Annotated in this window: 15 protein-coding genes and 1 tRNA gene; 6 read left to right on the top strand and 10 right to left on the bottom strand. The window is 69.6% G+C overall.

Features of this window, described 5'->3' with window-relative positions; genetic code table 11:
- Nucleotides 1-29 precede the first annotated feature (29 nt).
- A complete protein-coding gene (locus H566_RS0105960) occupies nt 30-2,261 on the bottom strand; it encodes an alkaline phosphatase family protein (RefSeq protein WP_051378121.1) in 2,232 nt (743 codons plus the stop codon).
- A 98-nt stretch (nt 2,262-2,359) separates the two neighbouring features.
- The gene (gene thiS / locus H566_RS0105955) at nt 2,360-2,566 is read right to left on the bottom strand and encodes a sulfur carrier protein ThiS (protein ID WP_211238037.1); all 207 of its coding nucleotides are present in this window, start codon (nt 2,564-2,566) and stop codon (nt 2,360-2,362) included.
- A 299-nt stretch (nt 2,567-2,865) separates the two neighbouring features.
- Between thiS and H566_RS27260 the strand changes: the two genes are divergently transcribed.
- Nucleotides 2,866-3,891: a UDP-glucuronic acid decarboxylase family protein gene (locus tag H566_RS27260; protein WP_156924297.1), complete on the top strand. Its 1,026-nt coding sequence runs from the start codon at nt 2,866-2,868 to the stop codon at nt 3,889-3,891.
- Here the strand turns inward: H566_RS27260 and H566_RS0105945 are convergent.
- From H566_RS0105945 to H566_RS23235, 6 genes are all read right to left on the bottom strand, one after another.
- A tRNA-Gly gene (locus H566_RS0105945) sits at nt 3,858-3,931 on the bottom strand. The genes H566_RS27260 and H566_RS0105945 overlap by 34 nt on opposite strands.
- 158 nt (nt 3,932-4,089) lie before the next feature.
- Nucleotides 4,090-4,410 (bottom strand): P-II family nitrogen regulator, encoded by a 321-nt coding sequence (locus tag H566_RS0105940; protein WP_028310721.1) that lies wholly within the window; start codon nt 4,408-4,410, stop codon nt 4,090-4,092.
- Nucleotides 4,411-4,422: 12 nt separating this feature from the next.
- The gene (locus H566_RS0105935; protein WP_028310720.1) at nt 4,423-7,560 is read right to left on the bottom strand and encodes an efflux RND transporter permease subunit; all 3,138 of its coding nucleotides are present in this window, start codon (nt 7,558-7,560) and stop codon (nt 4,423-4,425) included.
- Nucleotides 7,557-8,732, bottom strand: coding sequence for an efflux RND transporter periplasmic adaptor subunit (locus tag H566_RS0105930; protein WP_084544797.1), 1,176 nt, complete (start codon nt 8,730-8,732; stop codon nt 7,557-7,559). The genes H566_RS0105935 and H566_RS0105930 overlap by 4 nt, the downstream gene beginning before the upstream one ends.
- 3 nt (nt 8,733-8,735) lie before the next feature.
- Nucleotides 8,736-10,109, bottom strand: a complete 1,374-nt coding sequence (locus H566_RS0105925) for a TolC family protein (RefSeq protein ID WP_028310718.1) — start codon at nt 10,107-10,109, stop codon at nt 8,736-8,738.
- A 334-nt stretch (nt 10,110-10,443) separates the two neighbouring features.
- Nucleotides 10,444-10,854, bottom strand: coding sequence for a hypothetical protein (locus tag H566_RS23235; protein WP_028310717.1), 411 nt, complete (start codon nt 10,852-10,854; stop codon nt 10,444-10,446).
- Between the two features lie 264 nt (nt 10,855-11,118).
- Here H566_RS23235 and H566_RS23230 point away from each other — a divergent pair, with 264 nt between their 5' ends.
- Entirely contained in the window at nt 11,119-12,522 is a 1,404-nt protein-coding gene (locus H566_RS23230) for a diguanylate cyclase domain-containing protein (RefSeq protein WP_051378119.1), read from the top strand.
- A gap of 119 nt (nt 12,523-12,641) precedes the next feature.
- On the opposite strand, the gene H566_RS0105910 is transcribed toward H566_RS23230, so the two are convergent.
- Both H566_RS0105910 and scpC read right to left on the bottom strand, forming a co-directional pair.
- Nucleotides 12,642-13,121, bottom strand: coding sequence for a glutathione peroxidase (locus H566_RS0105910; protein WP_028310716.1), 480 nt, complete (start codon nt 13,119-13,121; stop codon nt 12,642-12,644).
- Complete coding sequence (scpC, locus tag H566_RS23225; RefSeq protein WP_084544796.1) at nt 13,118-14,701, bottom strand: succinyl-CoA:acetate CoA-transferase ScpC; 1,584 nt, start codon at nt 14,699-14,701, stop codon at nt 13,118-13,120. Before scpC ends, H566_RS0105910 begins: the two co-directional genes overlap by 4 nt.
- Nucleotides 14,702-15,276: 575 nt before the next feature.
- Between scpC and H566_RS0105900 the strand changes: the two genes are divergently transcribed.
- Genes H566_RS0105900 through H566_RS0105885 form a run of 4 tightly spaced genes read left to right on the top strand, consistent with a single transcriptional unit; the run spans nt 15,277 to nt 18,855 of the window.
- The gene (locus H566_RS0105900; RefSeq protein ID WP_028310715.1) at nt 15,277-15,948 is read left to right on the top strand and encodes a sugar transferase; all 672 of its coding nucleotides are present in this window, start codon (nt 15,277-15,279) and stop codon (nt 15,946-15,948) included.
- A 5-nt stretch (nt 15,949-15,953) separates the two neighbouring features.
- A complete protein-coding gene (locus H566_RS23220) occupies nt 15,954-17,138 on the top strand; it encodes a glycosyltransferase (RefSeq protein WP_156924296.1) in 1,185 nt (394 codons plus the stop codon).
- Between the two features lie 32 nt (nt 17,139-17,170).
- Nucleotides 17,171-18,136, top strand: a complete 966-nt coding sequence (gene xrtB / locus H566_RS23215) for an exosortase B (protein WP_342668663.1) — start codon at nt 17,171-17,173, stop codon at nt 18,134-18,136.
- Complete coding sequence (locus tag H566_RS0105885; protein WP_028310714.1) at nt 18,133-18,855, top strand: exosortase C-terminal domain/associated protein EpsI; 723 nt, start codon at nt 18,133-18,135, stop codon at nt 18,853-18,855. Before xrtB ends, H566_RS0105885 begins: the two co-directional genes overlap by 4 nt.
- The last annotated feature ends 23 nt before the right edge of the window (nt 18,856-18,878 follow it).

The following is an 18,878-nucleotide window of genomic DNA, read 5'->3' as shown; positions in this document are numbered from 1 at the left end:
GAGCGCGCGTCAGGCGCGCGGCTGTAGGTTCATTTTCGCTGCACCTTCGCCTGGTCGAAGTAGCGCAGCGTGCGGCCGTCAGGCAGCCTGAGGTCCTTGAAGTTCAGCGTCGTCTCGTGGCGGCCGGTCTTGTTGCGGTCGAGGTCTGCGCCGTCGGCGCTCGTCGGCAGCGCGAAGCGCAGGCCGGTCGCGGGCGTGGCGGCGACGCTGGCCGCCACCGCCGCGCCGGGCACCGAGCCCGACGGCGGCTTCGCGAGCGCCTCGAACAGCACGCGGCCGTCGGCGCGCGGCATGCGCAGGCCGAGCAGCCAGGCGACGGTCGGCGCCACATCCACGTTGCCCGAGGGCTGCTGCACGACGCCGCCGGCCTTGAAGCTGGGGCCGGCGGCGATGAGCGTGTTATGCACATCGACCGGGCTGAAGCTGCCGTGCATGCCGCGCGAGTTGAGGAAGCTCGACTGGATCGTGCCCGGCAGGTCGCCGACGACGGCGCCGGCGTCGAAATCGAAGCTCACGACGATGTCGGGCGTGCGTGGCGCGAAGGGCGCGCGCGCGGCGGTGTTGCCGGCGGCGCGGCCGGTCGTGCCAGGGGCGGCGCCCGCCGCCCCTGCCGCCGATGCGGCGTTGCCCGGGCCGGTCGCGGCGCCGTCGGCCGGCGCGCCGCCGGATTCGGCATCGCCGCCTTCGGCTTCGAGCCGCACCGCCGACAGCGGCAGCGTGCCGGCGATCCTGCCGTGGCGCGCCGCGACGAACACCGCGCCGTATTCCTCACGGGATTGCAGGAAGGTCGCCAGCTTGCGCACGAGATTGCTGTCGCCGCTCGGCACGTAGAGGTATTCGGCGCCGCCGTTGGCCGCGATCACGACCGCGTTGGGCGGCAGCGTCGCGGGCAGCTTGTAGCTGCGCGTCTGGTATTGCGTGCGCGGCTGGCCGCAGAGCGCGCCGCTGGCGTCGAACAGCAGCGGATAGACATTGCTGCCGTTGCGGCGCAGGCCGGCCATCGCCGAGGTCTGGCAGCCGGCGCCGTCGAAGGCGGCGATGCCGAGCCGCGCGCGCGCGATGAGTTCGGCCGTGCGCGCCTCGCCCGATACCGGCCAGCCGGTCTGGCCGTCGGTGGCGATGCCGTCGAGCTTGCCGTCGGCGATCACGCGCGGCGGAAACAGTTGCGGCGAGCCGCCCACGCTGCTGTGTCCGTGGTCGGACACGACGATGACGTTGGTGCTGGCGTCGAGCTTCAGTTCGGCGAGCCGCGCGAGCAGTTCGCCGAGGCGTTCGTCCTGGGCGCGCAGCGCGAGCCTGGCGTTGGCGCTGCCGGGGCCGTAGGCGTGCTCGGTGCTGTCGGGTTCGCGCAGCCAGATCAGGCTCAGGTCGGGCGCGCGGCGCGCGAGCACCTGGTCGAGATAGAGGCCGAGCAGCGCCTTGTTGGCGGCGGTGGCGCGTGGGCCGGAGCTGTCGGTCGGGTCGCCCGAGACGAGGCCGCCACGCAGCTTGACGGTCGCCACCGGCGCCAAGGCCGTCGGGTTGCCGTTGTCGGGCGCGAGCGCGGGCTGGCCGCCGTGGGCGACCGGCGTGTTGCGCGGCAGGGCGACGCCGTCGCGGCGCAGCTGCTGGGCGAAGTCGAGCGGGAAGACGGCGTTCTCGTCGATGACGATGCCGCCGCGCCTGCGGTCCTGCAGGAAGGCGGGGCCGGACTTGCCGACGACGGCCGTCTTCAGCCCGGCCTGCTGGGCGGTCTCGAACAGCGTCGGCACGCGCAGCAGTCGGCCGTTGCTCGCGCGGTCGAGCGCGTCGAGCACGCCCCAGTCCTCGGTGAAGACGGGCTGGCGGAAGTCGATCGGCCGGCCGCTCGCGTCATTGCCGCTCGCGCCCGGCGCCCAGAGCGTGTTGCCCCAGAAGCCGTTGCCGGCCGGATAGGCGCCGGTGGCGAAGCTGGCGGCGTTCACCATCGTGAACGTCGGGAAGGTGGCGTGATGGTCGGCGAACCACACGCCGCGCTGGCGCAGCGCGACGAGGTTGGGCGTGTCGTCGGGGTTGATGGCGTCGGGGCGCAAGCCGTCCCACACGAACACGATGGTGCGCGTGGCCTGGGCCGGCGGGCGCGGGCCCCGGTCGTTGTGGCTCGCGGGCGGCGGCGCGATGACCGGCGCGACGGGCGTGGTGTCGGGATTCGCGGGCGCGGTGGCGTCATCGACACCGGGGCCGGGCGCGGCGCAGGCGGCGAGCAGCAGCGCGATGGCGCCAGAGAGCGCGCGGGCGGGCATCGGGCCAGTGGCGCCCGCGACGGCGTGGTCGGGCCTCGGGCCGGTGGCGTTGGCGGGCGGCTGCCGTGACGGCAGCCCGCAAGGGCGGCGGCCTCGCATCAGCCGCCGCCGACGGCGACCACGATCTCGATGCGGTCGCCCGCCGCCAGCGCGGTATCGGCATGGCGCGAGCGCGGGACGATCTCGCCGTTGCGTTCGACCGCCACGCGCTTGCCCGCGAGGCCGCGATCGGCCAGCAGCTGGGCGACGGTGCAGGGCGCGAGGCGCTGGGCTTCGCCGTTGATGAGGATGTCGAGCACGGTCATGGGCTTGCAGGGCGGGGCGCGACGCGGGGCCGCGCGGGCTTCGGAAGGCGGGCCGCGACGCTGTCGGCGCGGGCCGCGCCCCAGGCGGAACGGCCGCCTGGACGGGCCTCGGCCAGTGCCGGCGCGGGCCTTTGAACAGGCCCCGCGCGACCGTCGCGGATCGTCCGGAAAGGGGACGGATGATAGCAGCGGCCTCCCGCGTCGCCGGCTCGCTTCCGGATGTTGCCGCGCGTGACGCCACCCGCCGCCGGCGCGCAAGGTCGCCCGCATCGACCACGGCGAAGGGAGTGCTGGCAACCATGGGCGGACAGCGATTGCGCAGGCGGGTGCTCGTGACGGGCGGCGCCGGATTTCTCGGCTCGCATCTGTGCGAGCGTCTGGTCGAGCGCGGGCACGACGTGCTCTGCGTGGACAACTTCTTCACCGGCACGCGCGACAACATCGCGCACCTGCTCGGCAATCCGCGCTTCGAGCTGATGCGCCATGACGTGACCTTCCCGCTGTACGTCGAGCTGGACGAGATCTACAACCTCGCCTGCCCGGCCTCGCCGGTGCACTACCAGTTCGATCCGGTGCAGACCACCAAGACCAGCGTGCACGGCGCGATCAACATGCTCGGCCTCGCCAAGCGCGTGAAGGCCCGCATCCTCCAGGCCTCGACCAGCGAGGTGTACGGCGACCCGGCCGAACATCCGCAGACCGAGGCCTACTGGGGCAACGTGAATCCGGTGGGCATCCGCTCCTGCTACGACGAGGGCAAGCGCTGCGCCGAGACGCTGTTCTTCGACTACCGGCGCCAGCACCGGCTGCGCATCAAGGTCGCGCGCATCTTCAACACCTACGGCCCGCGCATGCATCCGGACGACGGTCGCGTGGTGTCGAGCTTCGTGATGCAGGCGCTGCGCGGCGAGGACATCACCATCTTCGGCGACGGCCGGCAGACGCGCTCCTTCTGCTACGTGTCCGACCTCATCGACGGCCTCATGCGGCTCATGGACACGCCCGACGACGTGACCGGCCCGGTCAACCTCGGCAACCCGAACGAGATGACGATGATCGAGCTGGCGACGCGGATCATCGAGCTGAGCGGTTCGACGTCGAAGCTCGTGTTCCGGCCGCTGCCGTCTGACGATCCGCGCCAGCGCAGGCCCGACATCTCGCGCGCGCACGAACTGCTCGACTGGCGGCCGACGGTCGAACTCGACGAAGGGCTGCGGCGGACGATCGGGTACTTCAAGGGGATGCTGGGCCGGCCGGAAGCGCTGGCGGCGACGGGAGGCAATGCGGGGAGTGGAGCGGGTGAAGGGAATCGAACCCTCGTATGAAGCTTGGGAAGCTGCCGTTCTGCCATTGAACTACACCCGCTCTGGGTGTCATCGCCGAAGCGAAGGCCGCGATGATAGCCCGACTTCGGCGATTTGCCCGCGCGGCGGCGCCGATTCCGGGGCCATCGTCGGCGATCACCGACGCGCGGGCAGGTGATGCGGCGCGCGCCCGGCCCGATGGCGGTCGCGCGCCCGTCATCACACCGTCTTGTGCACGAACGCGGCGCGCTCCACGTCGCAGATCCACACCACGCTGTCGCCCGGCGAGCCGACCGACACCGCGTTGACCAGCGTGTCGAACAACCCTTCGGCCACCTCGTCGGGCGCGATGATCTCGATGCGCACGCGCGGCAGCGAGTCCTTCAGCTCCTCCTTGATGCTGTGCCTCGCCTGCGGCGTCGGGGCGGCATGCCCCTCGGCCTTGAACACGGTCATGCCCGGATAACCGGGCGCGCGGCGCAGCGCGTCGCGCACGGTGGGCAGGCGCTGGGGGCCGAACACGGCGTTGATTTCCTTCATGGCGCAGTCCTCTCAGTCGGCTTCGGGGGCGTCGTCGAACCACTTGTAGATCGTGGGCAGCATGACGAGCGTGAGCAGGGTGGAGGTGATGAGACCGCCGATCACCACGATGGCGAGCGGGCGTTGCACTTCGGAGCCCGGCCCGGTCGCGAACAGGAAGGGGATGAGGCCGAGCATCGCGACCGTCGCGGTCATCATCACCGGCCGGAAGCGCATGCGCGCCCCGTTCTTGACCGCGTCGATCACGCTGCTGCCCTGCTCGCGCAGGCCGCGGATGTAGCTGACGAGCACCACGCCGTTGAGCACCGCGATGCCCCATAGCGCGATGAAGCCCACCGACGCCGGAACCGACAGGTACTCGCCCGTGAGGAACAGCCCGATCACGCCGCCCATCGACGCGAACGGCAGCACGAGGATGATGAGCGAGGCCATCTTGACCGAGCGGAACAGCAGGAACAGCAGGAAGAAGATCGCCGCCACCGTGATGGGGATGATGATGCTCAGGTGGCCCAGCGCCCGCTCCATGTTCTGGAACTGGCCGCCCCACTCCAGGTAATAGCCCTCGGGCAGCTTCACCTTCTGGCCGACCGCCTGCTGCAACTCGGCGACGAAGCCGCCCAGGTCGCGGCCCGACACGTTGATGCCCACCACCACGCGGCGCTTGGCCAGCTCGCGGCTGATCTGCGCCGGGCCGTCCGTCACCTCGATCTTCGCGATGCTCGCGAGCGGCACCTGGGCGCCGTTGGGCGCGGTCACGATCACGCGGCGGATCGCTTCCACGTCGTTGCGGTAGTTCTCCGGCAGCCGGACGATGGCCGAGAAGCGGCGCTCGCCCTCGTAGATGTCGGTCGCGGCCTTGCCGCCCATGGCCATCTCGATCACGTCATGCACATCGCTCACGTTCAGGCCCTGGCGCGCGATGGCCTGGCGGTCGATCTGGATCTGGAGGTACTGCTGGCCGGTGATGCGCTCGACCACGCGCACGTCGCGCGCGCCCTGGATGCCCTGGGCCACGCGGGCGATCTCGTCGGTCTTGGCCTTGAGCACCTGGAGGTCGTCGCCGAACACCTTGACGGCGATGTCGGCGCGCACGCCGGTCACCATCTCTGCCACGCGCGCGGCGATCGGCTGCGACATCACGATCTGCACGCCGGGCAGCGCCGCGAGCTTGTCGCGGATCGCGTCGGCGAAGTCGTCCTGGGTCCAGCCGTCGGGCCATTCGTCGCGGTCCACCAGCGAGACGATCGGCGTCGATTCGTTCTGGCTCTGCGGATCGGCCGGCGATTCGCCGCGGCCCACGCCCGACACGGCGGTCTTCACGCCGGGCACGGTCATGATCGCCTTCATCGCCTGCATCTCCATCTTGATCGACTCGTCGAGGCTGATGTTGGGCACGCGGATGATGTTGGGCACGATCGAGCCTTCCTTCATGTCGGGGATGAAGGCGCTGCCGAGAAAGGGCAGCAGGCTCGCGGTGAGGCCGAGCGTTGCAAGCGCTATCACCACCGTCTTCTTCGCGTTGTCCATCGACCAGGCGAGCAGGGCGACGTAGGGCTTCTTCATCTTGCGGATGAGCCAGGTGTCGTGCTCGTCGCCGGTTTCCACATAGTCGGGGCCATGGTCGTGCGGCTTCACCTTGAGCAGATAGCTCGACAGCACCGGCGACAGCGTGAGCGACAGCACCAGCGAGAAGAACAGCGCGATGGCGATCGTGAACGCGAGCGGCGCGAACATCTTTCCTTCCATGCCCTCCAGCGTCATGAGCGGCAGGAACACGAGAATGATCACGCCCACGCCGAAGATGACCGGCGTCGCCACTTCCTTCACCGCATTGAAGATCACGCGGATGCGGCTCTCGCCGGGATTGGGCCGCGCCAGATGCGCGAAGGCGTTCTCCACCACCACGACCGAGCCGTCCACCATGAGGCCGATGGCGATGGCCAGACCACCGAGCGACATGAGGTTGGCCGAGATGCCGAGATGGTTCATCGCCATGAAGGTGAGCAGCGGCGTCAGCACCAGCGTCGCCACGACGATGAGCGAGGAGCGCACGTCGCCGAGGAAGAGCAGCAGCACCACGACCACCAGCACCACGCCTTCCATCAGCACCTTCACCACCGTCATGACGGCGGCATCGACCAGCTCGGAGCGGTCGTAGTAGGGCTCGATGCGCAGCTCGCCGGGCAGCATGCCCTTGTCGTTGATCTCGGCCACGCGGTCCTTGATGCGCGCCACGACCTCCTTGGCATTGCCGCCGCGCAGCATCATCACGATGCCGCCGACCGCCTCGGTATTGCCTTCCTTCACCACCGCGCCGACGCGCACGGCAGTGCCGATCTTCACCTCGGCCACATCGCCGATCGTGACCGGCGTGCCCTCGAACTCCTTGAGCACGATGTCGCGGATGTCTTCCAGGTTCTGCACGAGGCCGACGCCACGGATCAGGAACTGCTCGGCGTACTGCGGCAGGATGCCGCCGCTCGAATTCGCGTTGTTGCTCGCGAGCGCCTGGTACACCTGCTGGATCGTGAGGTGGTAGTAGCGCAGCTTGTCGGGCGAGACGAGCACCTGGTACTGCTTCTGATAGCCGCCCTGGGAGTTGATTTCGGCCACGCCGGGAATGGAGCGCAGCAGCGGCCGCACCACCCAGTCTTGCGTCGTGCGGCGCTCGGTCAGCTCCTCGGCCGTCAGGGCGCGCTTGCCGTCGTCGGGCCGCGCGAGCGTGTACTGATAGACCTCGCCGAGACCGGTCGATACCGGCCCGAGCACCGGCGTGATGCCGACCGGCAGCCGGCCCGATACCTCGATGAGCCGCTCCATCACGAGCTGGCGCGCGAAGTACACGTCGGTCGCATCGGTGAACACGAGCGTGATGAGCGCGAGGCCCGGCTTGTTGAGCGAACGCAGCTCGACCATGCCGGGCAGGCCGGTCATCGCGATTTCCACCGGCACGGTGGCGATGCGCTCGACTTCTTCAGGCGAACGGCCGGCCGCCTCGACGGCGATCTGCACCTGCACATTGGTCACGTCGGGGAAGGCGTCGAGCGACAGCTTGCGCGCCGCGTTCAGCCCGAAGGCCAGCAGGATCACCGACACCACCACGACGATGAGGCGCTGCGCCAGCGCCCCGCGGATCAGGGACTCGATCACTGGCCGCCCTCCGCTTCCTGCTTGCGCTGGTTGTTGAGGTGGAAGGCGCCTTCACCGACGATGACCTCGCCGCCGACCAGCCCCGTTTCCACCGGACGCACGCCGCCCACGGCATCGGCCAGCTTGACCGGCGTGCGGCGGTACTTGTCGCCCTCGGTGCGCACGAACACGTAGTCCTCGTTCTCCTCGCGCACGACGGCGGCGGCCGGCACCACGAGGCGCTCGACCGGCAGCGGCTCGATCACGAGATTGGCCAGCATCGCCGGCTTGAGATGGCGCTTGGGGTTGTCCACCTCGGTGCGGACCATGACGGTGCGCGTCTCGGGATTCACGATGTCGGCTACCCAGACGATCTTGCCGGTGATGGGCTCGACGCCGTTGGACGGCACGTCAACGTTCACGTTCTGGCCGACCGCGACGCGGCCCACCTGGGCCTCGGGCACCTGGGCCACGACCCACACGCGCGACAGGTCGGCCACGGTGAACAGCACCTCGGCCGGCTGCACCACCTGGCCCTTGTTCACCTTGCGCTCGACCACCACGCCGCTGAGCGTGCTGACAATCGACGAGATCGAGGTGATCGCGCCGGTATTGGCGGTCTGGCCGATGGCGGCCTGCGACACGCCCATCACGCGCAGCGCGTCGGTCGCGGCGCGTTCTTCCACCTGTGCCACGCCGAGTTCGTTCTCGCGGCGTTGCAGCTCGGCCGAGCCGATCACGTCGGCGGCCAGCAGCAGCCGGGCGCGCTCGACGGCCTTGGCCGCGAGTTCGCGCTGGGCGCGCGCCTTGAGCAGCGCGAGCTGGGCGGTGCCGAGTTCGGCGCTGTTGAGCTGGGCCAGCACCGCCCCGGCGGCGACCTGCTGGCCGGGCAGGGCCATGAGTTCGGTGACGCGGCCGGTCACGTTGGCGCCGATGCGCGCGACGCGCTGCTCGTCGAAGTCGATGCGGCCGACGACATGCAGCGGCTCGGCCACGGCGGTCTTGCCGACCGTGACGGTCTTGAGCTGGCCGGCGAGCGCGGGCGGCGCGGTCACGAGATTGGGATCGGATGGCGCGGCGGCGGCCTGCTCGGTGCCGGCGGCGGCTTCGGTACTGGCGTCCTTGCCGCAGCCGGCGAGTGCGGCGGCGAGGCTGAGGGCGATGAGGCTGGTGCGGAAGAGGGTCGTGTTCATGGCTTATTCGCTGCGCGCCTGGAGGCGTTCGAGTTCGACGAGGGCCGCGCGCAGGTCGTAGCGGGCGGCGCTGAGTTCATTGCGGGCGAGGCGGTAGGCGCGCTGGGCGTCGAGGTATTCGAGGATTCCGCGCTCGCCGTAGCGGTAGGCGGCCTCGGCCACGCGCAACGCCGATTCGGCCTGGCGGACGATGCCGGCCTCGTAGGCGCTGACCTGGCCGCTGGCGATGCGCCATTGCTGCCAGGCCACCTGCAAGGCCTGGTCGAGTTCGAGTTCGCGCGCGGCGAGGGCAGCGCGGCTGCGCGCGAGGTCGGACTGGGCGGCGGCGATGGGGCCGTCGCGGCGGTCGAACAGCGGGATCGTCACCGCGACGCCGAGCTGGTTGGTGCCGATGTCAGGCGTGCGCGCGACGGTGCCGCGCAGCGACAGGCCGGGCAGGCGCAGGCTGCGCTGGTAGTCCACCTGGGATTCGGCGGCCCGCACGGCGGCGCGCAGTGCGACCAGTTGCGGATGGCCGTCGAGCAGGCGGGCGCGCATCGCGTCGAGCGGCGGCGGCTCGGCGGCGGCCAGGGGCGTCGCGTCACCGCTGGCGGCGAGCGGCGTGTCGATGTCGCCTTCCAGCTCGAATTCCATCGGCAGCGCCGGGCCGACGGCGCGCCGCAGTTCGGCCTTGGCCTGCTGCACGCGCAGCGTCGCGGCCTGAGTGGCGCGCAGGGCGTTGAGCCATTCGGCCTCGGCGCGGATCTGTTCGTACTTGGGCGATTCGCCGGTCTTGACGCGCACCTCGACGCGCTGGCGGATCTGGTCGGCGAGCGCGAAGTCCTCGCGCGCGTTGCGCAGTTCGGCGTCGCGGCGCAGCACGTCGTAGTAGCGCAGCTTCACGAGCGCGACGTAGTCGATCGTGATGGCGCCGACGCCCGCGCGCGAGCTGTCGAGCGCGGCCTCGGCCGAGCCGATGCGCGCGCCGCGCTGCGACGGATATTCGAGCGGCTGGGTCAGCGAGTACGAATTGCTGCGGCCGGCGGCCGAGTCGGCCATGCGCGCGGTCTGCTGGCCGGTCAGCGCCTCGATCTGCGGATTGGGGAAGGCGCGGGCGGTGGTCACGTCGGCGAGCGCGGCGTCGATGCGCGTGCGCTCGGCGATGAGGCCGGGGTTGGCGCCGCGCGCCAGTTCGACGAGCTGGCGCAGCGTGTAGCGGCCGCCGGCGGGGGCGGGTTGCGCATCGGGCATCGCGAGCGCGGATTGCACGAGCAGGGTGGCGTCGGACAGCGGACTGTCGGCGGGCGGGGGGGTCTGGGCCTGGACGGCGACGGCGAACAGGCCGGCGACGAGGCCGGCGAGCGCGAGGCGCGTCGGGCGCGGGAGGGCGCGGGGCATGGTGTCTTCTCGTTGGAAAGCGGTCGGGAGTCGGGACGGCGGCCGCGGACAGGCGCGGCTTCGGCTCGGAATGCGGCGTCGGCGCCGGTGCACGAGCGGACTGCCGGCGATGGCGCGCGGCAGGGCCGGGCGGCATCAGGGCGAAGGCGGACGCGACCGGCACGGCCGGATCTGCGGCACCGGAAGGCGCGGCCGTGTCGGCGCTGCGTGCCGGAAGGCGTCGCGGGCCGGTTCGGCGCGCGTCAGGCCCGGCATCGCGCCGAGCGGTCGGGCCGCCAAGCGCGGACAAGGCGCACGGCGGTCCACCAGCCGGGCGACGCGGGTCGCGCGGCGATCAGACGATCGGAGGGCGCAGCAAGGGCCGGATGAAGGGTTCGGCGAGGCTGGGGGAGGACGCCGGCGGGGCGATGTCGATCAGCGCCGGCAGTTGCGCCGCGACGGGCAGGGGAAGGCCCATGTCGGGCAGTTCGCCCGGAGCCTGGGGAACGGCCGGGCTGGCGCCCGGCGCGGGGGATGCGGTGCTTTCATGACTCTCGCCGAAGGCGACCTTGGCCAGCGACAGCTCGGCCTCGACCTCTTCCTCGAAGTCTTCGGCCAACGCGGGATGCTCGACCGTGAACACCGCCAGCGCGACGACCAGGATCCGCACCATCGCCATCAGCCCGTGCCGCGTCGATCCGGGCGCGCGGAAGAGCGCGCCCAGGCAGGCGGAACAGACGGCATGAAGTCGGAGTCGGTCGAACATGCGGTGCGTTGGAGCAAGAGCGCTGCCAGAAGGCACAGCGGGATTGGCCCGGACGATAGGCGGAACCCGCGCCGACAGGTGAAACCGATAGTTTCATGAAGCTTTCGATGGTGCGAGCCGGTCGCCGTCCGTCATGCCGATGCCACCGCCTTATCGGAGGGGCGTGCCGCAGGCCGCATCCGTTGCGCACCACGCTGGGGAGGGATTGCCTGAGTCCGGCCAGGGTCAAGCACAATCGGCGCCCTTTCCCGTCCTTGTCCTTCCATGAACTCGATCGCCTCGCGCCGCGACCGCCTGCTCCGCCTCGCCGCGACGCCCGCGCTTGTCGGGCTGGTCGCCACCTTGCTGGCCTCGGCGCTGGTGTTGACGGTGTCGCATGTCGTGCGCGACCGGCTGGTGGTCGAGCGACGCGCCGAGGCCCAGGCGGCGCTGTTCCGCGTGCGCGACCAGCTCGACCGCCAGCTGCACAACGTGCTCGCCATTCCCGAGACGCTGGGCGCGGTGGTGGCGGTGCGCGGCGGCATCGAGGAGACCGAGTTCGCGCTGGTCGCGCAGCGGCTGGTGGCGAGCAGCCCCTACATCCGCAACGTGGCGCTCGCGCCCGACAACGTGATCCGGCAGGTCTATCCGCTCGCCGGCAACGAGACTGCGCTGGGCCTGAGCTATCTCGACAAGCCCGAGCAGCGTGACGCCGTGCTGCGCGCAATCCAGACCCGGCGCACCGTGGTGGCCGGCCCGCTGCGGCTGGTGCAGGGCGGCCTCGGGCTGGTGAGCCGCACGCCGGTGTTCCGCGCTGGCGGCGAAGCCGCGGCGCATGCCTACTGGGGCGTGGTGTCGCTCGCGATCAATGCCGATGTGCTGTTCTCGGAAGTCGTGGCGCGCGCCGACACCCGCTATTACGACGTGGCGCTGCGCGGCACCGACGGCACCGGCGCTTCCAGCAAGGCCTTCGCGGGCGACGACGAGGTGTTCGGCGACGAGCCGGTGCTGGTCGATTACCCGCTGCCCGGCGGCGGCAGCTGGGAGATCGCGGCCCGGCCGACCGGAGGTTGGGCCAGCCGCACCGCGCTGCCCTGGCAACTCGTGGCGCTCGCCCAGGGCATGGCGCTGCTGGTCGGCGTGCTGACCTGGCGGCTCGCGGTCGGGCACCGGCGCGTGGTCGCGCTCGCGACGATCGACCGCGTCACCGGCCTGCCCAATCGCCGCCTGTTCGACGACCGGCTCGCCCAGGCGGTGGCGCTGGCGCGGCGGCGCGGGCATCACGGTGCGCTGCTGCTGATCGACCTCGATGGCTTCAAGGAAGTGAACGACCGGCTCGGCCATCGCGCCGGCGACGATCTGCTGCGTCAGGTCGGGCGCAGGCTGAGTCTGGTCGGCCGACCCGGCGATACCGTGGCGCGCTTCGGCGGCGACGAGTTCGCGCTCGTGCTGCCGGAGGTGGACGGGCCGATGGCCGTCGCCGAAGCGGCGCGCGCCATCATCGATGCGATGGCCGAGCCGCTGCCCGCCGGGGACGAGAGCACGGCGGCAGTCGGCGCGAGCGTTGGCGTGGCCTTGTTTCCGGTTGGTTCGGAAAGCATCGCGGCGCTGTTCGACCGCGCCGATCGCGCCCTCTATCGGGCCAAGGCCGAAGGCGGAATGCGCAGCGTGCTGGCTTCGGACACCTGAGGGCGCGCCCGGAGGGTGCGTGCGCCGTCATCAGGCGCGGCCGGACGGTCGCGTCGCCGTGGCGGGCATGCCCTTGCCGGGCGGCGCGGCGATTCGCCCGCGCCCGCATGCCCTGCGTGTCAGAGCAGCGCTTCGATCTCCGCCACCAGCGATTCCGGTGACGTGGTCGGTGCATGGCGCGACACCACGCGGCCATCGCGCGCGACCAGGAACTTGGTGAAATTCCACTTGATCGCCTCGATGCCGAGCAGCCCCGGCGCGGCTGACTTCAGATGGCGATACAGCGGATGCGCGCGTTCGCCGTTCACCTCGACCTTCGCAAACATCGGAAAGCCCACGCCGAACTTGGTCGAGCAGAACGCGCCGATCTCCGCCGCGTCGCCCGGCTCCTGCTGGCCGAACTGGTTGCACGGAAAGCCCATCACCACGAGTCCGCGCGCGGCGTAGGTCTCGTGCAGTTTCTCCAGGCCCTCGTACTGCGGCGTGAAGCCGCAGCGGCTCGCGGTGTTGACGATGAGCAGCACCTTGCCGGCGAAGTCGCCGGTCGTGGTCGTGCTGCCGTCGAGGCGGGTGAGTTCGATGTCTTGCGGAAGCGTCATTGCGGAGCCCGGGCGAGCGGGCTGGTGGCACCACCGACGCGCTCGCTCAGTTCATCGGCCGTGTCGCGCGGCATCTTGCCGCTGCGCAGGTAGCGAAGATGCCAGCTCAGCGCCTCTTCGAGCAGATGAGGCGTGTGCCGTCCGGCGGCGTAGCTGTTTGCGCGACGGTAGTAGTCCTTGAGCACCGGCTTGAAATCGGGGTGGGCGCAGTTCTCGATCACCACCTTCGCGCGCTGCTTCGGGCTCAGGCCGCGCAGATCGGCCAGTCCCTGCTCGGTCACGATCACCTGCACGTCATGCTCGGTATGGTCGGTATGCGACACCATCGGCACGATGCAGCTGATGTCGCCGCCCTTGGCGGTGGACGGCGTCATGAAGATCGAGATGTAGGCGTTGCGCGCGAAGTCGCCCGAGCCGCCGATGCCGTTCATGATCTGCGTGCCCATCACATGCGTGCTGTTCACGTTGCCGTAGATGTCGGCCTCGATCATCCCGTTCATCGCCAGCACGCCAAGGCGGCGGATCAGCTCGGGATGGTTCGAGATCTCCTGCGGGCGCAGCACGATGCGGCGGCGGTAGTCGTCGATGTTGGTGTACAGCTCGGCCAGTGCGGCCGGGCTCAGCGACAGCGCGGTGGACGACGCGCTCGTCAGCTTGCCCGAGCGCAGCATGTCGAGCATGCCGTCCTGGAGCACCTCGGTGTAGGCCGTGAGGTTGTCGAACGGGCCTTCGTTGAGGCCGTTCATGACAGCGTTTGCAATATTGCCCACGCCGGATTGCAGCGGCAGCAGCTCGCGCGGCAGGCGACCCTTGCGCACCTCATGCTCGAAGAATTCGAGGATGTGGCCGGCAATCTGCTTTGACGCCTGATCAGGCGGCGTGAAGGCCGAGTTGCGGTCCTTCAGGTCGGTCTCGACGATCGCGACGATCTTGCTCGGGTCCACCTTGAGATAAGGCTCGCCGATGCGGTCGTCGGGGCGCACCAGCGGGATCGGCTTGCGGTGCGGCGGCAGCTGGGTGCCGTAATAGATGTCGTGCATGCCCTCCAGCGCCGGGTGCTGCCAGGAGTTCACCTCCAGGATCACCTTGTCGGCGCAGTCGAGCCAGGTCTTGTTGTTGCCGATGGACGAGGCCGGGATCAGATGACCCTCCTCGGTGATGCCCGCCACCTCGATCACGGCCCAGTCCAGCTTGCCCAGGAAGCCGAACCACACCGACTGCGCCACGTGCGACAGGTGGATGTCGATGTATTCCATCTCGCCCGCGTTGATGCGCTTGCGGCAGATCGGGTCCGACTGATAGGGCAGGCGCATCTCGACGCCATCGACCATCGCGAGCGCGCCGTCGAGTTCGGGCGCGGTCGAGGCGCCGGTCCACACGCCGATCTTGAACTTCTTGCCGTTGAGGTTCGAATCCATGATCCGCTTGGCCAGCGCCGCCGGGACCTGCTTCGGATAGCCCGCGCCGGTGAAGCCGCTCATGCCGACGTTCACGCCGGACGGGATGAGCGCGGCCGCCTCTTCGGCCGACATGATCCTGCTGCGCAGGGCGGAATTGAGAACGCGGGAATCGGAAGCCATGACGGAGTTCGGGTGGGTATGGAACCGTCGAAAATGCGCCCCGAATGCTGACATGAAGCTGAACGCATGCAATTTCGATGATCGCCCGCAGCAATGCCCGGCATTGCTGCGATGCGCAATCAGGAGCCGTTTCCCGGTATCGACTCGGCATCCGTTGCGACGCAAGTACACACCAACTGTCGTTATGCGGAGTCCGGCTCAGGACGCCACCTAAACCCCACTCGGGGGACTTCCGCGAAATCTCCCCGTGACTTCGGAGGGCTGCTGCGCCGCCGCAAGTCACTTCGGATTCGGCATGAACTGACTCACATTTTCGATGCGCTGCAATCTCGGGGCGGTATCAATCCAGATATTCCCCATGGAAAAATCAGTTCCGCCAAAGCTTCCAGAAAAGTTCCCGGGCGTCACTCATTGATGTGATCAATCCGGCCGGGTTTCGTGAAATTGGCCTTCGACTTTCCGCTTTTCTTCATGCGGCAATGTCGAGAACCAAAGCCGAATCATTTGATGAATGCGCAATTGCATTCGCCCGATTCGAATTGCAATTCCGGATTCATTGCCTGAAGGAGCTGTTCATGACTGCCGTGCTCGCATCCTCCCTGTCGCAATTCCGGGCCCTGCCGGCCACGCAGCCCGGCCGCGATGTGCTGCTCCAGAGCCTGCTGCACCGGCTTGCCGCCGCCCTCGTGTTCGTCGCGATCAGCCCGGTCTTCCTGGTGCTGGTGCTGCTCATGGCCTTCGAGAAGGGGCCGATCTTCTTCGGCCACTACCGTGTCGGCCGCGACGGTCGCATGTTCCGTTGCCTCAAGTTCCGCTCGATGGTCCCGGATTCGGAGAGCGTGCTCCAGGAACTGCTGGCGCGCGACCCGGCCGCACGCGCCGAATGGGCGCGCGACCAGAAGCTCATGAACGACCCGCGCATCACCCCGATCGGCAGGTTCCTGCGCAAGACCAGCCTCGACGAACTGCCCCAGCTCGTGAACGTGATCATGGGCGACATGGCCCTCGTCGGCCCGCGTCCGGTCACCGCCCAGGAGCTGCACCGCTACGGTCGCGCCCGCTTCCATTACTTGTCGGTCACGCCCGGCATCACCGGCCTGTGGCAGGTCAGCGGCCGCAACAACACCACCTACGAGGAACGTGTCGAGCTCGACAAGCACTACGTCGAGAACAGCAGCATCTGGTTCGACTTCAAGATCCTGCTGCGCACGATCGTGGTTCTCGTCACCGGCGATGGTGCGCGATGACTCTGATGCAGCAGCAGCTCACCTCTCGCAGCGGCCCCGACGGCGCCATCGCTCCCGGCCTCGCCGGACGTGGCGCGCCGTCGGCCGTCGCGCCCACGGCTTCGGCAATCCTGCATGTGGCAGGGCGGGTGGACCAGCGGGCCTTTGCCTACATCGGCGCCGCTTGCCGCGCGCTCGACGCGTTCGACGTCGTGCAGGTCGTCGTCATGTTTGCGAACGACCGGCATCGCAAGCTGCATGAATCCCTGCCGCCCGGCGTCCAGGTCATCGTCGTGCCCGTGGGCTGGCTTGCACTGCGTGCCGTGCTGCAGAAGGTGCTCACCGACATGCGCTTCAGCGCCATCCATCTGCATGGCCTGCTGCCCTGCCTCATGAGCGCCTTCCTGCTCGGAGAGAGCGCGCACCGCGCGCGGGTCTTCTACTCGCCCCACGGTTCGCGTGCGGTCACCACCTGGCGCCGTCTGGGCCTGGTGCTGACGCGCGCCGTCATGCGACTCACCGGCGCCGCGTCGCAGACCCCGGTCGCGACCGTCCCGCACGAGGCGCACTGGCTGCGCCGCTCGACCGGCACCGATACCGACCTGCTCGAAGCCGCCGTGCCCGACGCCTACTTCGACGCGATCCGTGCCGATGCCGAGGTCGACGGGCTGATCGTCGCCGCCGCCGGCTCGCCCGACGACGATCAGGCCGTCAGCCGCTTCACCCGGCTCGCGGTTTTCCTCGCGAGCGAGACGCCGCCGGTGCGCTTCTGCTGGGTCGGCGAGGTCGATGCCCCCGACCGTGCCCGTCTCAAGGCGGCCGGTGTCGAGATCGTCGTCAGCAACGACGATGTCGAGATCGCCCGTCGGCTCGCCTCGGCCGCGATCTATGTCCAGCCCGATACCGACGGCGGGTTCCCGATTCGGCTCGCTTCGGCCATGGCGGCCGGTTGCGCCTGTGTCGCCCAATTCTCGTTTGGCCATGCCGATTTGATCCGTCACGGCTCGACGGGGTTAATTGCCCACAGTCCGGATGAATTTGTGCGGTATGTCGGCTATTTGCTCGAAAACGCCGCGCAGCGAAATTCACTGGCGAAACTTGCGCGCGACGAAGCCCGCCGTCGTTTCCGCATGACTGAATTCCGCGACGCGGTCGTCCGGCTTTACGGAATTGCGCCGGCCAATACGGAGCCGCTTTCGGTCAATGCCTGAATCCGGCGCCGGCCTGCCCACGTGATCGTGCAATGCGGCAAGCCCCGACTTGTCGTGGCGCGATACGGCAAGCCGGCCCCTCGCGCTTGCGCCTTCGAGCCGTCCTTCCTATGTCAACGCCTTTTGCCATCCCGGCGCGCACCGCGCCATTGCAACGCGGCCACCTCGCATGGCTGACATTGGCGGCCGGATTGCTTGCGATGTATCTGCCAACTGTCGCGGAGCTCGCAACGACGATGTGGCGCCAGGATTCCAACCGCCACGGCCCGATGGTGTTCGGCATCGCGCTCTGGCTGCTGGTCCGTGGCGCCGGCCGGGCGCTGGCCCGTGACGATGCCGGCGCCGACCGTCCGCTGCCCGTCGCGGGCGGGCTGCTGGTCGCCTTCGGCATCGCCGCGCATGTGCTCGGACGCTCGCAGGCGCTGCTGCTGGCCGAGGTCGGGTCGCTGATCCCGGTCGTCACGGGCCTCGGGCTGGCCTGCATCGGACCGCGCTTGGTGGGCCGCCTCTGGTTCCCGATCGCCTTCCTGCTGTTCGTGATCCCGTTGCCGACGGTGTTCGTCGACGGCATCACCCAGCCGCTCAAGACCGGTGTGTCGGTCGTGGCCGAGCAGATCCTCTGGCGCGTCGGCTACCCGGTCGCGCGCGAGGGCGTGATCCTCTCGATCGGTCCCTACCAGCTGCTCGTGGCCGATGCCTGCGCCGGCCTCAACTCGCTGTTCACGCTGGAGGCGGTCGGCGTCTTCTACCTGAACCTGATGCGCCATCCCTCGGTGCTGCGCAACCTCGGCATGGCGATCCTGATCGTGCCGGTGTCCTTCCTCTCCAACACGCTGCGCGTCATCACGCTCGCGCTCATCACCTACTACTGGGGCGATGCGGCGGGGCAGGGCTTCGTGCACTACTTCGCGGGCGTGATGCTGTTCGTGATCGCGCTGATCGTGCTCTATCTGCTCGACCAGCTGCTGCGCGCCGTCGGAACGGCGGTGGGCCGATGAACCGCGCGCTCGCCGCCCTGCCGCCGCTGCCGTTCGGACTCGCGCTGCTGCTGGCGCTCGCGATGGCGATCTCGCCGCTGCTGTCGGGCGCGCTCGCGCCCACGCGCACCGTCGAGGCGGTCGGGATGCCGCTCGACGCCGGCATCCCGACCCGCGTCGCCGACTGGGTCGTCGTGCCCTCGCCCGTGGCGCAGACCGGCCTCGACCTTACCGGCGACGGCAGCGGCACCGACAACAGCCGGCCCTATGACCAGGTCGTGATGCGCAACTACCGCAACGGCGCCGGCGACATCGCGATGCTCGCGATCGCCTATGCGCGCGTGCAGCGCCAGGAAGTGAAGATCCATCGCCCCGACCTCTGCTACCGCTCCCAGGGCTTCGCGCTGCTGACGGTCGAGCCGGCGCGTTTCGGCTTCACCTCGATCGGCGGCCGCCCGGTCATCGGCAGGCGCCTGCTGGCCCAGCGCGCCGGCCGGCTCGAAGCCGTCGTGTACTGGCTGCGCACCGGCGAGCAGTACAGCGACGCCAGCTGGGACGCCCGCATGCAGATCCTGCTCGACGGCCTCGACGGCCATGTGCCCGACGGCGTGCTGGTGCGCGCCTCGCGCCTCATCGCCAGTCCGGCCGAGGCCACCGCCACCTGGCTTCAGCTCGAAGCCTTCCTCGCCGACATCGCCGCCGGCAGCTCGGACGAGATCCGTCCGCTGCTGCTGCGCTGATCCCGTCCAAGTCCGGTACCGCC

Source organism: Derxia gummosa DSM 723, from assembly GCF_000482785.1.
Taxonomy (GTDB): domain Bacteria; phylum Pseudomonadota; class Gammaproteobacteria; order Burkholderiales; family Burkholderiaceae_E; genus Derxia; species Derxia gummosa.
Note: the sequence above shows the minus strand (reverse complement) of the source record. Positions and strands in the feature narration are given on the sequence as shown.

Excerpts from the sequence above, each read along its gene's own strand:
- H566_RS0105960 (WP_051378121.1), bottom strand. The coding sequence starts at position 2,261 with ATGCCCGCCCGCGCGCTCTCTGGCGCCATCGCGCTGCTGCTCGCCGCC.
- thiS (WP_211238037.1), bottom strand. The coding sequence starts at position 2,566 with ATGACCGTGCTCGACATCCTCATCAACGGCGAAGCCCAGCGCCTCGCG.
- H566_RS27260 (WP_156924297.1), top strand. The coding sequence starts at position 2,866 with ATGGGCGGACAGCGATTGCGCAGGCGGGTGCTCGTGACGGGCGGCGCC.
- H566_RS0105940 (WP_028310721.1), bottom strand. The coding sequence starts at position 4,410 with ATGAAGGAAATCAACGCCGTGTTCGGCCCCCAGCGCCTGCCCACCGTG.
- H566_RS0105930 (WP_084544797.1), bottom strand. The coding sequence starts at position 8,732 with ATGAACACGACCCTCTTCCGCACCAGCCTCATCGCCCTCAGCCTCGCC.
- H566_RS0105925 (WP_028310718.1), bottom strand. The coding sequence starts at position 10,109 with ATGCCCCGCGCCCTCCCGCGCCCGACGCGCCTCGCGCTCGCCGGCCTC.
- H566_RS23235 (WP_028310717.1), bottom strand. The coding sequence starts at position 10,854 with ATGTTCGACCGACTCCGACTTCATGCCGTCTGTTCCGCCTGCCTGGGC.
- H566_RS23230 (WP_051378119.1), top strand. The coding sequence starts at position 11,119 with ATGAACTCGATCGCCTCGCGCCGCGACCGCCTGCTCCGCCTCGCCGCG.
- H566_RS0105910 (WP_028310716.1), bottom strand. The coding sequence starts at position 13,121 with ATGACGCTTCCGCAAGACATCGAACTCACCCGCCTCGACGGCAGCACG.
- scpC (WP_084544796.1), bottom strand. The coding sequence starts at position 14,701 with ATGGCTTCCGATTCCCGCGTTCTCAATTCCGCCCTGCGCAGCAGGATC.
- H566_RS0105900 (WP_028310715.1), top strand. The coding sequence starts at position 15,277 with ATGACTGCCGTGCTCGCATCCTCCCTGTCGCAATTCCGGGCCCTGCCG.
- H566_RS23220 (WP_156924296.1), top strand. The coding sequence starts at position 15,954 with ATGCAGCAGCAGCTCACCTCTCGCAGCGGCCCCGACGGCGCCATCGCT.
- xrtB (WP_342668663.1), top strand. The coding sequence starts at position 17,171 with ATGCGGCAAGCCCCGACTTGTCGTGGCGCGATACGGCAAGCCGGCCCC.
- H566_RS0105885 (WP_028310714.1), top strand. The coding sequence starts at position 18,133 with ATGAACCGCGCGCTCGCCGCCCTGCCGCCGCTGCCGTTCGGACTCGCG.